Source organism: Amycolatopsis sp. NPDC031561, assembly GCF_055580625.1.
On sequence record NZ_JBVILA010000001.1, the window covers coordinates 620178 to 634750 of the forward strand.

Genomic DNA, 14573 nt, shown 5'->3' on the forward strand with positions numbered 1-14573 from the left:
GGGGTAAAGGTCATGCCGACACTGCTGAACGACCACATCGCGGCCGACGGGGCCGGGATCGCGATCGTCGACGAGGCCGGAGCTGTCGGCTGGCGGCTGCTGGGGGAGCGGGTGAACCGCTGGATCACCCTGCTGCGCGACCGAGGGCTCGGCGAGGGCGACCGGCTGGCCTGTGTGCTCGGCAACCGCCGGGAGACCTTCGAGGTGCTCCTGGCGTGCCTGCACTCCGGGATCACCGTGGTACCGGTCAACTGGCACCTCACCGATCCGGAAATCGCCTACATCGTCTCGGATTCCGGGAGCAAGGCCCTGGTCGTCGAGCCCTCGTACGCCGAGACGGCCGGTCGCGCGGTGGCCCAGTCCACCGGCGGGTGCACGACGCTGTTCGTCACCGGCGCCTCGGACGAGCACGGATTCGAAGCGGTGGAACCGTTGCTGGCCCAGGTGTCCGCGGCCGAGCCCGAGGGACAGACCTGCGGCGCCACGATGTTGTACACGTCGGGGACCACCGGCGTGCCCAAGGGCGTGGTGAACGGCCTCTTCGTCGTCGGCGCGCCGTTCTCCCGGGTGTCGAAACTGACCAGGTACGCGCATGTCGTCCTGGACGTCCCATCGCGTGAGCGGTGCCTGCTCGACGGTCCTTGGTACCACTCGTCGCAGCTGTTCTTCTCGCTGCTCGGGCTGTTGCTGGGCTCGACGCTGGTGATCCGCCGGTCGTTCGATCCGGAGTCCACTTTGGACATAATCGACCGCGAGCGGATCACCGCCGCACATCTCGTGCCGACCCAGTTCATCCGCCTGCTGCGGCTTCCCCCGGAGGTCCGCGCGCGGTTCTCGGGGGCGAGCCTCGGCCGCGTGTGGCACGGCGGCGGACCGTGCTCGCCGGACGTCAAGCGCCGGATGATCGACTGGTGGGGCCCCGTCCTGACGGAGTACTACGGTGCCACCGAGGGCGGCGCGGTCACGCTCACCGACTCGCGCGACTGGCTCGAGCACCCCGGTAGCGTCGGCAAGGCCGTACCCCCCAACGAGATCGTGATCCTCGGCGAGGACGGCACGCCGCAACCGGTCGGCGATTCCGGGCGCGTGTTTATCCGGCGGGTCAAGGGCCAGAGCTTTTCGTATCACAACGCCCCCGAGAAGACGCGGTCCGCGCATCTGGAGCCGGGCACCTTCACCTTCGGCGACGTCGGCCATCTCGACGAGGACGGGTTCCTTTATCTGACGGGGCGCGCGCAGGACATGATCGTCTCCGGCGGGGTCAACGTGTACCCGGCCGAGATCGAAGCCGTGCTGCTCAACCATCCGGTGGTCCGCGACGTCGCGGTGATCGGCGTCCCCGACGACGAGTTCGGCGAGCGGGTGGCCGCCGTCGTCGAGGTCACCGAGGACGCTCCCGCCGACTTGTTCGCGCTGCTGGACCCGTTCTGCCGCAAGTCCTTGGCGGGCTTCAAGACACCGAGGTCCTACCACGTCATCACCCGCCTTCCGCGGGAGGCGACCGGCAAGCTTCGCAAGGACGTGCTGCGCAAGAGTTTCTCCGCGATCGGGATCGAACGGCCCGACATCGCGCACCCGGTGACGTTCTCCGCCGGGGTGCCGCACGCGGAGTTCGCCCGCCGCCGCGAGACCGAACCGGTCGCCTGGACCCCGGAACCGTTGCTGACCCGGCATTCCAGCGCCGGCCGCACCGTCCTGCGCGGCTCCGGCTACTGGGCGGTGACACGCTACGACGACGTCTACTCGGTGTCGCGGCGGCCGGAGGAGTTCTCGTCGGCGGCCAAGGGCGCCTTCCTGCCCGACCCGCGGACGCCGGGCGATCTCAAGCAGACCCGGCAGCTGCTGGTCAGCATGGACGGTCCGGAGCACGTCCGGATCCGCCGCCTGGTCGCGACCGTGTTCACGCCCAAGTCGGTCCGCGGGCTGAGCGAGAGCATCGCCGGACACGCCCGGCGGCTGGTGGAGAAGGTCACCGCGGCGGGGGAGTTCGACGCCGTCGCCGACTTCGCCGCCGAGCTGCCGCTTCTGGTCCTGTGCGATCTGCTCGGGTTCCCGCCGGACGACCGGCACCTGCTCTACCGCTGGAGCAACGCGCTGGTCGGCTTCGACGACCCGGAGTTCGGCGGTGGCGACGTCGACGCCTACCGGCGGACCTTCGCCGAAGCGTTCGCCTACGCGATGAAGCTCGGCATGTCCCGTCGCGAGAACCCGACCGACGACCTGATCAGCAGGCTGGTCAACGCCGAGGTCGACGGGAAACACTTGACCGACCGGGAGTTCTGCAGCTTCTGGCTGCTGCTGGTGGTCGCGGGCAACGAAACCACCCGTCACCTGATCTCCGGGTCGATGGAGGCGCTGGTGGCCAACCCGGCCGAACGCGACCGGCTGGTGTCCGGTGAGGTGCCGATGGCCACCGCGGTCGACGAGCTGATCCGCTGGGTCACCCCGATCATGCAGTTCCGCCGTACGGCACTGCGGGACACGGAGATCGCCGGCCAGCCCATCGCCGAGGGCGACAAGGTCGTCGTCTACTACACCTCCGCCAACCGCGACCCCGCCGTCTTCACCGACCCGGACCGGCTCGACCTCGGCCGCGATCCCAACCCGCACCTGTCCTTCGGCATCGGCCCGCATTTCTGCCTCGGCGCGCACCTGGCCCGGCTGGAGATGTCGACGCTGCTGACCGAGCTGCTGCCGCATCTGTCCCGGCTGCGCCTGACCGGACCGGTGACCCGGCTCGAGTCGAACTTCGTCTCCGGCGCCAAGACCATGCCCGCGCGCTTCGGATGATCACACGAGAAAGGGAGGCCGTCGTGCCCTCGAAACCTGTCCAGCCGAGCCATGCGGGAACGGTCCCCTGGCCCACCGACCTCGTCGCGCGGTACGTCGCCGAAGGCCACTGGAAGGGCCAGGCGCTCGCCTCGCGATTCGTCGACGCCGCGGATGCGACCCCGGACGACGAGGCCCTGACCGACGGTGACTTCCGGCTGACCTACGCCGAGCTGCTGTCCCGTGTGGACGGTGCCGCCCAGCGGCTGCGCGCCTTGGGCCTCCGGCCGGACGACCGGCTGCTCTTCCAGCTGCCCAACGGCTGGGAGTTCGTCGTGCTGACGCTGGCGTGCTTCCGGCTCGGCGTGATCCCGGTGATGGCGCTGATCCAGCACCGCAGGCACGAACTGTCCTATCTGGCCGAGCTGTCCGAGGCGCGCGCGATCGCCGTGCCGGACCGCGTGAAGGACTTCGACCACCAGGAACTGGCGGCCGGGATCGCCGCCGGGGCCGAAACGATCGAGCACGTCATCGTCGCCGGGGACGTCCGTGACGGCCACGTGGACCTGCGCGCGCTGTGCGCTCCGGCTCCGGACCCCGAGGCGGCGCGCGCCGAACTGGACGCGTCGGCACCCGACCCGCGCTCGGTCGCGCTGCTGATCCTTTCCGGTGGTACCACGGGTTTGCCGAAGCTCATCGCGCGCACCCACGACGACTACGCCTGCTACGTCGACGGATCCGCCGACGCCTTCGGCTTCAACGCTTCGTCGGTGTATCTCGCGGTGCTGCCGTTCGGGCACAACTACCCGCTCAGCGCGATCCTCGGCGTACTGTGGGCCGGCGGCCGGGTGGTCGTCTCGCCGTCGCCGTCCGCCCGTGACTCGCTGGGTGCGATCGAAGCCGAACGGGCCACGGTGACGTCGGTGGTACCGGCGATCGTGGTGCGCTGGCTCGAGTACCGTGAGGCCGACCAGCATCACGACCTGTCCTCGTTCGAGGTGCTGACCCTGGGCGCCGCGCGGCTGCAGGACCAGCTGGTGCGCCAGATCAGCTCGGTGTTCGGCTGCACCCTGCAGCAGGGCTACGGGATGGCGGAGGGGCTGACCAACCTCACCCGGCTGGACGACCCGTTCGACGTCACCTGCGACACCCAGGGCCGCCCGATCAACCCGGCCGACGAACTGCGGGTGGTCGACCCCGACGGGAATCCCGTCCCGCCGGACGAGCAGGGCGAGCTGATCACGCGCGGCCCGTACACGATCCGCGGGTACTACCGCGCGCCCGAGCACAACCAGCGCGCCTTCACCCCGGACGGCTGGTACCGCACCGGTGACGTCGTGCGGCTGCGCCCGGACGGCTACGTCGTCGTCGAGGGCCGCACAAAGGACGTGATCAACCGCGGTGGCGAGAAGATCGCCGCCGAGGAGGTCGAATCCTTCGCCTACCAACTGGATTCGGTGGAGATGGCGGCCTCGGTCGCGATGCCGGATCCGGTACTCGGCGAGCGCGGCTGTCTCTACGTCGTGCCGACGCCCGGCACTTCGGTCGAGCTGCGGGACGTCATCGACGTCATGGAGACGGCGGGGGTCGCCCGGTTCAAACTGCCGGAGCGGCTGGTGATCGTCGACGCGATGCCGCGCACCCCGATCGGGAAGATCGACAAAAAGGTACTGCGGGCGGACATCGCGCGACGGCTGGAGGAAGAGGCCGCCTGAGGCGCGACTGTCACGGTGGTTATGGAGGAGAAGGGCAAACGTGCCGTGTTCGTGCCGTTGCGGGGCGGGTGTCGTGGAGGGCGCCGTTCCTGGCCGGGGCTGAAGGTTCAGGCCACTGTGTGGCCCCTCAACACGGCAAGTACGTGAAGGACCCCTTCATTGCGTCTAGCGCCAGGGCACCGGCGAAGTTGCTGAGCTGGCGGACGGGCATGTCGCGAAAGCCACTTTCAGGACGTCTGACGTCCTGAAAGTGGCTTTCGCGACATGAGCACAGGCCAAGGCCGCACCGGAACGGGTCACCTGACCGGCAATGATGCGACTTTGCCGGGACCCTGGCGCTAGGTGCGGTGAAGGGGGCCTTCATGTACCTGCAGAGCCGGAAAAGGGTCGCAGAATGGGATAAGACGGGGGCCATACGGCGGTGCGAAGCTAGCAGGGCAGACGGATATCGGTCTGGGTTCCGCCGCGTGGCGTGGAAAGGCTCGAGCGCGGTTCACCCCATAGCTTTTGGGAGAAAGGACGCACACATGAGCGTTACCACAACGCGGAAAGGCGGGCCGCCCGCAGCCGCGGCAAAGCCCGCCAAACAACGCTATCTCGCTGTCGACGGCTTGCGCGGAGTCTGCGCGCTGGCACTGCTCTTCACGCACGTCGCGATGATCGCGGGGGTGCTGGGCACCAAGGAACTCGGCGGCACGATCGCTTCGACCAGCGCGGTCGGCGGATTCTTCACCGGCGGCCTGCAGATCTTCGCGGGCGTCTTCTTCGTGCTGACGGGGATGTTCGTCTACCAGGGCTTCGCGAAGTCGATCATCAACGGCACCCCGCGCAAACGCGAAGGCACGGTGATCCGGCGTGTGCTGCGCCTGCTCCCCGCGTACTACGTGATGTACCTCGTGGTGCTGGTCGCGCTGAACCTCCAGCAGGTCGAAAACCTGTGGGACGTCCTCCGTCCGATGCTGCTGCTGCACATCTACGACTGGGACGGCTGGAGCAACGGCATGGAGATCACCTGGACGGTGCCGGACATGGCGCAGTTCTACCTCCTGCTGCCGCTGCTGGCCTGGGCCACCTTCAAGTTCGCCTCCCGCGGCAAGACCGCGCGGGCGCGGGCGTACCGGATGATGCTCCCGGTGCCGTTCCTGTTCGCGGCCGGTGTCGCCTGGCTGCTGTACTCGCAGATGAACGGCCTCGGCACCCGCGCGCTGTTCTGGTACCCGATGGGCCTGATGCCGGAGGTCGCGATCGGCATGATCATCGCGATCTGGCTGGAGCTGCAGAAGGCGTCGCCGAACGAGGCGCCCAAACTGCTCACCTTCGCCGGCCGCCACCGCGTCCTGTTCCTGGGTATCGCGATGACCTGCCTGCTCATCAACTGCGCCCGCCCCGGCAGTGAAATCGGCATGGACGATTACTACAGTCTCACCGCGCTCGGGATCTTCTACGGACTCCTGGCCATTCTCTCGGCGACCCTGTTGCTGTCGATGGTCGCGCCCGGACCCGAGTCGCGCTTCATCCGCGCGGTGTTCACCAACCGGGTGATCCTGTTCATCGGCAAGATCTCCTACGGGATCTACCTGTGGCAGTTCGCGGTGATGCATTTCTACCTGCAGAAGCCGGACGCCTATTTCAACGGGGAGCCGATGCCGTTGATGATGATCCGTGCGGGTACCGGTTTCTGGGAGCTGCAACTGGTCGCCCTGGTCGGCACGATCATCCTGTCGACGATCTCGTACTACCTGATCGAACGGCCGCTGATGAACTGGGGTGAGCGGGTCATCAAGCGACGCGCCGCCCGCAAGGCGGCCACCCTGCCGCGACCGCGTGAGGAATCGGTCCCGGTGTAGTCCCTCGCCATCGGACCCTCCGGCCTGGCGTCCGCAACCCGCGGACGCCAGGCCGTTTCCGTAGCAGTACCCGGAGGTACGCCGTGTCCTTTTCCGCTCCCTTGAACGGTTTCCGTGTCCTGAGCGCCGGATCAGGCCCGGCCGTCGAAACAGCTCTCGACAGACTGCGGATGCTCGACGCCGACGTCGGTGCCGCACGCCCCGGCGTGCTGAGCGTGAGCGGACCGGGTGCTTCGGTCGAGGCTGGCCTGCTCGGGCCGTTCCCGGAAAACCTCCTGCAAGCCGACTTCGGAATCATGGCACTGCACGGCCGGTCCGAGGCGCAGCCGCGGCCGCTGGGCGTCGACTACGTCTCGGTGCTCACGGGGATGGCCGCCGTCCAGGGGGTTCTGGCCGCGACTTTGGCTCAGCTGCGTGGAAACCCGGTGTCGCGGATCGAGATGAGCGCGGACCGCGTCGCGATGATGGCGGTCGCGCAGTACATCGCCGCCGCCACCGCGGACGAAGATCCCGAGGGCCCCGAGGGCATCCCGTCCACGGCGCGGCCGCCGTTCGTTTCCGCCGACGGGGTCGCCTTCGAGATCGAGGCATTCAGCAGCGATGCCTGGCAAGGGTTCTGGGCTTCGCTGGGCGCGCCGGAACGCGCGGTCGGACAAGGCTGGCGCCCGTTCCTCCTCCGCTACGAACGTGCGTCGGTGTCGCTTCCGCGCGAGCTGCACGAAGCGGCCGAGGCTTCCTCGTACGAGGAGATCAGCTCGATCGCCGCGTCGACCGGGATGCACGTCTGTCCGGTTAGGACAGTTGAAGACCGGCGAGCCGATCCCGACGCGGGCTCGCCGCCATGGTCGTTTCGTGCCGGCCGGGCGGCGCCGCCCGGATCCGGCGCCGATACCGGGCCGCCGCTCGCCGGGATCCACATCGTCGAGTCGACCCGGCGGGTGCAGGGTCCGATGGCCACGCGGCTACTGTCGCTGCTCGGCGCGACCGTCACCCGGATCGAGCCGCCAGGCGGTGACCCCCTGCGGGGCATGCCGCCGATGGCGGGTGACTGCTCGGCGAAGTTCCGTGTACTCAACGACGGCAAGCGGATCGCCGAGATCGACTTCAAACAGCCGTCCGGACGGGCCGAGGTGCTGGACCTGGTCCGTGACGCCGATGTCTTCCTGCACAACTGGGCGCCGGGCAAGGACATCGAGCTCGGCCTGGACGCGGCCACGATGCACGCGGTGAACCCCGGGCTCGTGTACGCGACCGCGTCCGGCTGGGGCGACGCGCTGGGGGAGAACCCGCCCGCGGGGACGGACTACATGGTCCAGGCGTATTCCGGGCTGGCGGACGCGCTGGCCCCGGCGGGCGCGCCGCCGCGGCCGACGTTGATGATCATGGTGGACATCGCGGGCGGATTCGTTTCGGCGGAAGGGATCCTGGCCGCACTGGTGGCACGTCAGCGCTTCGGCCGGGGCGGCGAGGTCGCGACGTCCCTGCTCGGCGCAGCCGACGCACTGCTGCGCGAACCGTCGCCTGTCGCCGTCGACGGTGTCTTCGCGGCGGCCGACGGCCTGCTCGCGATCGTGACCGAGGACGTCGCCGCGCTGTGCTCAACACTGGAGATTCCCGTTCCGTCACCAGAAGAACTGCCGGACGCGATCACCAAGGCACTGGGCGCGCGGCCGGTGGCGGACTGGGAACGAAGGCTGGGCCCGGTCGCGATGCCCGTCCGGCGCGATCTGCGCACGCTCGTCTCGCGCCGTCCCGCGCGGTTCGAGCAGAACGGCTGCGCGATCGCTACTTCACCATGGACTTTTTCGTAGTCCGTGGCAGCGCAGGAGATGTTCACCCCGAGAGAGTGCTGCGACCATGGGATGCAAACAGATGGTCCGGTCGGCGGAGGAGCTTCGTGATGGGTGGGAACACGCTGGGCGTGCTGGGCTCCGACGTCAAGGTGGGATTGGCCGACGGCACGAAGATCGCCTACGCCAACCTGGACTACGCGGCGAGCGCGCCTTGCCTGCGCGAGGTGGCCGACGTGGTGGGGGAACTGCTCCCGTACTACGCGAGCGTGCACCGGGGCGCGGGCGCACTTTCCCAGCTGTGCACGGAAAAATACGAACGTGCCCGCGAATCCGTCACCACCTTCCTCGGCTGCCGCCCGGACGACGAGGTGGTGTTCACCCGCAACACCACCGACGCCTTGAACCTGCTCGCGCACGTCGTGCCGCCGGGTACCGTAGTGATCACGTTCGAAGGCGAACACCACGCGAACCTCTTGCCCTGGAAAGAAGTCATCCGGCTCCCCGCGCCTTCGTCACCCGCGGAAGCGGTCTCGGCCGTCGCGGAGGCGCTCACCGAGCTGGGCACCGGGCGTCCGGTACTGCTGGCCGTCACCGGAGCGTCCAATGTGACCGGTGAGGTTTGGCCGCTGGTCGAACTCGCCGCCACCACCCACCGCTTCGGCGCCCGCATCGCGGTGGACGCCGCCCAACTCGCGCCCCACCGGCGGATCGACATCACCGCCCTCGACCTCGACTACGTGGCTTTCTCCGGCCACAAGCTGTACGCCCCGTTCGGCACCGGCGTGCTCGCGGGCAGGGCCGACTGGCTGGACAGCGCGCAGCCGTACCTCGCGGGCGGCGGGGCCACCGTGCACGTCGGGGACGCACCCGGTCAGGTCGACTGGGCGACCGGTGCCGCGCGACACGAGGCGGGCTCCCCGAACGTCATCGGCGCAGTGGCCCTCGCCGCCGCGTGCGACGCCCTCACGGCGGCGGACCTGGACACGATCCGGTCCGAAGAGGACACCCTGATGACCCGGTTGCACAACGGCCTGGCGGAAATCCCCGCGGTCCGGGTGCTCGGTGCGGGCGGCCGCTGGCCGGACAGGCTGGGCATCGTCTCCTTCACCGTCGACGGTGTCGAGACGCGCACGGTGTCCACCAGACTGGCCGCTGAGTTCGGCATCGGCGTCCGCGACGGCCTGTTCTGCGCCCACCCGTTCACCCGGCGGCTGCTGGAACAGGCGGGTACGACCGCGCCGACGGCGGTGCGCGCGAGTATCGGGATCGGCACGACCAAGGACCACGTCGACCGCTTGATCACCGGAATCCGGACCATCTCCGGATCCTGAAGGGTTGGTGCCCCGGCTATCGCCGCTCGGAGAGGCGCTGATCGGCCTCTCCGAGGACGAAGCGCGCCGGATCGAATTGGCTGGGGTCGTCGAGACCCAGCCAGGCGACTATGTCCTGGTGTTCCTGGTGAGCGGGATCGTCGAGAATCCGCATCAGCCGGGCGTATCCTCCGGTGCCACCGACGTCCTCCGGCGGGCATGCTGCCTGGCCCGCGACACAGCGCGGGTAAAGCCCGTCGTCCGTAGCGACCGTGGCTTCCTCGATGAGGAGCTCGTGGTCCCAGTTGTCGCCGAAATCGTAGTTGTACAAGAGGCGGCCGCCGGGCTTCACGAGGTCATCCAGTCGTACTTTCCGTTCGTCGCGGTACCGCAACTCAGGCTCAGCCTCGCCGTAATGCGTCTTCCCGTCGAGGAAGTAGTGCAGGTGATAGTTCTCCCACCCCATCGCGGCCTGGATGACCTCGTGCAGCCTGTCGAGCCGGATGGCCGCCGGAACCAGCACGCGCCGCCACACCGGGAGGCCTTCGATATCCAGCAAGGTGATCTTCACTTGGTAGATCGAATCGCCTGGTTCCGGCACGCCCAAGAGTCCACGCATGCCGGAACGGCCGAGCGCGGTCAGCTCAGCGGTTTTGTCCCCGAGGACCACTGCCCCTAATCGCTGAAGGGCCTCGAGCGCACGCTCGGTGTCGCGATCGGTGGTGATGCGCAAAGTCTCGAGTTGGAGTTCGGTGAGATCGTCCAACACGTAAGGCGCGCTCACGACTTCCCAGACTGTCGCGCACAAGCTCGCGATCGTGACAGCGCCGTCCGCGCCGTGCAACAAGTTCAAGGCCGCACTGGTGCCGTCCGAGAACTCCGGACGCAGCAGCGACTCGCCGAATCCCGAGTGAAGGAGGGCCTCGCCCAGCTGGTCGAACCCGGTGAGCAAGGTGAGCCACAGCTTGTGCGGGTCATCGAGAAGTGCTTGGTTCTTCTTCACCGGCACCAGCCGTTGCCCGGTCTTGCGGACCAGCCGCGCTACCTTGGCGCTCTCCACGACGAGCATCAGGTTGGAAAGACGCTCGCTGGACCTGGTCCGGTACACGTGGTCGCCGATGGCCTGTTCGAGTACGTCACCGGTCTTCAACAACGGCACCAATGCTTTGGCGTCAGCCAAGGTGAGACGACCGGTCTGGGTGAGCTTGCGGCCCGCGCCCACCCACTCGGTGAACGCGCGCACCTGCTCGACCAGTTCGGATTTCTCCGTGAGATCCATTCCGACCCCTTCCCGATTTCGACGGCGCTAGACGCGCTGTTTCCCGTTCACGCGCAGCCGTGCGGCGTTGTCCAGAAGCCGGGCAACGGTTCGGCGTGAGGGAACCGCGATGACTTCGTCGTGAATGTCGTGGAATCGGCGAAGGAGTTCCAACCTCACCGCCATGCTGTCCTCTTGAACGACACGGAGCAGGAGTTCGTTCTTCTCGGCGAGTGGCAGCCCTGTCACCCAGGCCGTGAGCCGACTGAGATTCTCGGCGGTCTCGGTGAGAGGTGGACTCGCCTGGGCGGCGCTCTCGAGCAGTTCGTCGTCGAGGCGCAGGAAGCCCGCGAGCGCTCGTTGCGGTGCGGTGAGCGTGGACAGACCGGGCGGTACGGGCGGCTCGAGATCATCCTCGGCGTCGGGTTCGAAGGCACACTCGTCGCGCTCCCAGTTACCGTAGCCGGCCAGCCAGGCGAGGTAGAGGGGCCGGAGATCGCCTGCCGCGAGTTCCGCGCGGACTCCGATGAAGGCTGAAAGTCTTGCTTCAGCCTCGTAGTTGAATTCGAAGTCTTCGGATTCGTCACCGCTGTACAGGGAGAGCACGAGGAACTCGTCGGCCGTCCAGGCTGAAAGGTGGTGGCCAACGCAGTAGTCCTGAACGGCGTCGAGGTCCAGGAGCCGACTTGGTAGGCGGAGCATGAGCCGGTGCGTTCCCCAGTCGGCCACATACACGTGCGCGTCGTAGTAGGACTCCATCAGCCTGGCCGGGTCGCCGCTGAAGTCGCCCCAGTGATACTCGTTGACGAAACTGGTGGCGGTGATCCTCGCGCGGGTGGACAGGGACCGCACGGCGGCCTGCTGAGCTTTGTCCAACGGCCGATCGATCGCGAGGAATTCGTAGTACTGATACTCGCTCATCGCCTGCCTCGTGTCCGGTGGAAATCGCTTAGCTCCATCTTGATCCGCACCGGAGTCGCTCCGTGGTGACTGTGGTGCAGCCGGTACGCGCCGGTCATGAACCGCGCCATCGGCGTCTCCGTTTCCGCGGCCATGAGCAACTCGCCATGCCCTCCTTGGAATTCCCGCTCGTTCTCGTCGAGCAGTGCCTGCGCCAACGAGTCCTTATCCGGGAACCGCCGATACACGGTCCCGATCCCGACGCCAGCCTCGGCCGTCCCGGATCCTGCGATGGGAAGTACCCGTCGAGCCTAGTCGGTGAACAAGTGGAATTTTCTCCGGATGACTCAGTGGCCATCACTTCCGGTGCTGAGGACACGGAACTGGTCTACGTCACCTATCCGCATTGGCTGGCCGCCACGGAATCTCCAGTCGAAGCCCACCGTCTCGACGACTTTCGCGAGGCCTGAGTACAAAGGCGAATTCGAGTGACTTGAACCTCCCAAACAGGACAAGTAGCCTCAAATCGAATCGCCTCCTGGCGAGACCCGTGAAACCAAGAACAAGCCTTGGCCCACGGACAATCCAGGGCGCGATGATGACCCCGGCCAACCCTCGGCGACTCCGGACCAATACTGACCATGCGCTTGATAGTGACTCTGCTCGCCCTTCTCGCTCTCGTGGCGGGCTGCGGCACGAGCACCCCAGGAGTGACAGTGGAATTCGACGACGGCCTCGAGAAAGCGATCAGCGACCTCGCCAGGTCAGGCGGCTCGCGGCCGCTCAAGGAACTGGCGCCCGGCGATTGGACATCGGTCCAGGTCCTCACCGGCCCCGCCTCTGACGCGCGAATCGAACGCGAACTCGGCAGGCCCGTCACGGTCGAGGGCGATGGCACGCACAGCGGCGACTACGTCCAGGACGGCAACCTGCTGGTGTTCGACCGCGACGGCGCCACCACGCGGATGGTCAGCCTCGGCGCTCTCGCCGCCATCGGCGACGGGAAGTACCGCGCGGACGTCGTGCTGAAGGCGCAGGGTGGGGCCATCACGATGACCGACCCGGACGGCCGCCCCGCGGGTCGCTGATCAAGCCAGGTCAGATCGGCTATCGGGTCATCTCCTCCAGGAATTCCTGGGTTTCGGGGTCCTCCGAGAAGATGGCTGTCCCGCGCATCCCGCGAGTGAGCAAGACCTTGTACGTGTTCTTGATCAGGGCACCGAAGTGCAGTTCGTCGGCCTTCCTGACTTCCGAGTCCTTGGAGCGCTCGCGCACCGCGTGCCACATACCGTCGCGGCGTACGAGATCCTTGCCGAAGATCACGCCCGACCAGTCGTACTCGAATCCCTGGGCGGTGTAGATGCAGCCCACCTGGTCGAAGCCGCGCTCGTCCGTGGCCCAGTAGCTGGATTCCGGAACGCCCGGTACTGCCTTCTTGCCGTCGCCCTTCGCATTCCAAGGGCGTTTCCATGCGCCGACCTGGACGTCGTCCACCAGGCGTGCGCCGTTCGGAGTGTCGACCGGGTCGCTCCACGGCCAGCAGAAGCCGGCTGACAGACGCGCCACCCCACCGTGCTCCGACCGTTGCCGCAGTATCCAGGACTCGAGCGCCTCGGGAGAGGCCACGGCACTCAGAGTGATGCCCTCGTCGAGCGGGCCCGCCAGCTTGCTCCACGGAATCGGTCGCTCGCTGGTGCCGAGGCCGAGAAGCCGCGCTACCCAAGTGTCATAAGAGACCGAGCCACCGCAACGCAGAAACCTTCGGTGACAGGGACGATTTCATCCTTCTCGATGAGCAGCAGGTTGCCTACAAGACGATGCTCGACGCGGTGGCGGAGGCGGAATCCGGTGGCGAGAAAAAGCGGAAGAAGGTCGTCGTCGTCAACGGCGGGCCAGGCTCTGGAAAGAGCGCGATCGCGGTCACGCTCCTCGCCACTCTCGCTAGGCAGAAAAGAAGAGCGATGCACGCGACCGGCTCCAAGGCCTTTACTGAAACCTTGCGAGAAAAGGTGGCCGGTGACGAGCAGCGGAACGGCGAGATCTTCAAGTACTTCAACAATTTCGATCGTGAACCGGCCGACGCATTGGATGTCTTGATCTGCGATGAGGCTCATCGCGTCCGAGGTGTGCCCGCCCGGCTCCACGGGCGGGTGCCGAGTCAGATCGACCAGCTCATCGATGCCGCCAAAGTGCCGCTCTTTCTCTTGGACGAGCACCAGGTCGTGCGCCCGACGGAGATCGGCACCAAGACCGATATCGTCTCCATCGCCGAAATGAAGGGTTGCGAGGTCATCGAGATTAGTCTCGAGGGCCAGTACCGATGTGGCGGCTCGGCGAACTTCGACGAGTGGGTGGTCCGGCTCCTAGGTCTCGCTCCGGAGCCGCCGGTGGCCTGGTCCGAGTTGGTGGACGGCACCGAGGACGAATATGTGGTGGACTCCGTCGGATCTCCTCACGAACTGGAAAACTGGCTTCTCCGGCAGGCCAGCCACTTCTCGGGAACGGCTCGCATAGCGGCCGGGTTCTGCTGGGAATGGCACGACCCGATCAAGGTCGAGGGAAGCCTGAGGCTGATCGAGGACGTGCAGATCGGCGGCTGGCGCCGTCCATGGAACGCCAAACAGGGTTTCGATGTGCCAGGCGTTCCATCGGCTTCGCTGTGGGCGTCCGAGCCGGAAGGCTTCGGTCAGGTCGGCTGCATCTACACCGCTCAGGGTTTCGAATACGACTGGGTGGGCGCGATCTTCGGGGACGACCTCGTGGTTCGCGACGGCGCGTGGCTCGCCCGCTGCGAATTCTCCTTCGACAAATCCGTCAAGGCCGCCGATCCCGCTGATTTCGACCGGTTGATCCGGAACACCTACAAGGTGCTCATGACACGCGGAATGCAAGGAGTATGCGTCTACTCCACTGATGATGAGACGAACGACTTCCTGCGGAAGTACGCCAGGTAACCGCGGTGGTGGACACCGGTATTCCCA

11 protein-coding genes are annotated in these 14573 nt (G+C 67.1%); 7 read left to right on the forward strand and 4 right to left on the reverse strand.

Annotation, left to right across the window (positions count from 1 at the left end; all coding sequences use genetic code 11):
• Positions 1 to 12: 12 nt before the first annotated feature.
• The 5 genes from ACZ5IK_RS03020 (at position 13) to ACZ5IK_RS03040 (ending at position 9455) form a co-directional block, all read left to right on the forward strand.
• Complete coding sequence (locus ACZ5IK_RS03020) at positions 13 to 2790, forward strand: cytochrome P450 (RefSeq protein ID WP_465486306.1); 2778 nt, start codon at positions 13 to 15, stop codon at positions 2788 to 2790.
• Positions 2791 to 2813: 23 nt separating this feature from the next.
• Positions 2814 to 4484 carry a (2,3-dihydroxybenzoyl)adenylate synthase gene (locus tag ACZ5IK_RS03025; protein ID WP_465486307.1) on the forward strand — a complete coding sequence of 557 codons (1671 nt, stop codon included), beginning with the start codon at positions 2814 to 2816 and terminating at the stop codon, positions 4482 to 4484.
• A 527-nt stretch (positions 4485 to 5011) separates the two neighbouring features.
• Entirely contained in the window at positions 5012 to 6331 is a 1320-nt protein-coding gene (locus tag ACZ5IK_RS03030; protein WP_465486308.1) for an acyltransferase family protein, read from the forward strand.
• Between the two features lie 83 nt (positions 6332 to 6414).
• Entirely contained in the window at positions 6415 to 8142 is a 1728-nt protein-coding gene (locus ACZ5IK_RS03035) for a CoA transferase (protein WP_465486309.1), read from the forward strand.
• A gap of 89 nt (positions 8143 to 8231) precedes the next feature.
• Positions 8232 to 9455 (forward strand): aminotransferase class V-fold PLP-dependent enzyme, encoded by a 1224-nt coding sequence (locus ACZ5IK_RS03040; RefSeq protein WP_465486310.1) that lies wholly within the window; start codon positions 8232 to 8234, stop codon positions 9453 to 9455.
• Between the two features lie 16 nt (positions 9456 to 9471).
• Here the strand turns inward: ACZ5IK_RS03040 and ACZ5IK_RS03045 are convergent, their stop codons facing one another.
• From ACZ5IK_RS03045 to ACZ5IK_RS03055, 3 genes are read right to left on the reverse strand one after another with little or no spacing between them, the layout of a single operon-like run.
• Entirely contained in the window at positions 9472 to 10713 is a 1242-nt protein-coding gene (locus tag ACZ5IK_RS03045) for a plasmid pRiA4b ORF-3 family protein (protein WP_465486311.1), read from the reverse strand.
• A 27-nt stretch (positions 10714 to 10740) separates the two neighbouring features.
• Positions 10741 to 11613, reverse strand: a complete 873-nt coding sequence (locus ACZ5IK_RS03050; protein ID WP_465486312.1) for a hypothetical protein — start codon at positions 11611 to 11613, stop codon at positions 10741 to 10743.
• Complete coding sequence (locus ACZ5IK_RS03055; protein ID WP_465486690.1) at positions 11610 to 11885, reverse strand: TetR/AcrR family transcriptional regulator; 276 nt, start codon at positions 11883 to 11885, stop codon at positions 11610 to 11612. Before ACZ5IK_RS03055 ends, ACZ5IK_RS03050 begins: the two co-directional genes overlap by 4 nt.
• Before the next feature lie 348 nt (positions 11886 to 12233).
• Here ACZ5IK_RS03055 and ACZ5IK_RS03060 point away from each other — a divergent pair, with 348 nt between their 5' ends.
• Entirely contained in the window at positions 12234 to 12680 is a 447-nt protein-coding gene (locus ACZ5IK_RS03060) for a hypothetical protein (RefSeq protein WP_465486313.1), read from the forward strand.
• Between the two features lie 19 nt (positions 12681 to 12699).
• Here ACZ5IK_RS03060 and ACZ5IK_RS03065 read toward each other — a convergent pair whose 3' ends face one another.
• On the reverse strand, positions 12700 to 13347 hold the full coding sequence (locus ACZ5IK_RS03065; protein ID WP_465486691.1) for a DNA/RNA helicase domain-containing protein: 648 nt from the start codon (positions 13345 to 13347) through the stop codon (positions 12700 to 12702).
• Between the two features lie 62 nt (positions 13348 to 13409).
• On the opposite strand from ACZ5IK_RS03065, the gene ACZ5IK_RS03070 reads away from it, so the two are divergent.
• Positions 13410 to 14546, forward strand: coding sequence for a DNA/RNA helicase domain-containing protein (locus tag ACZ5IK_RS03070; protein WP_465486314.1), 1137 nt, complete (start codon positions 13410 to 13412; stop codon positions 14544 to 14546).
• Positions 14547 to 14573: the final 27 nt, after the last annotated feature.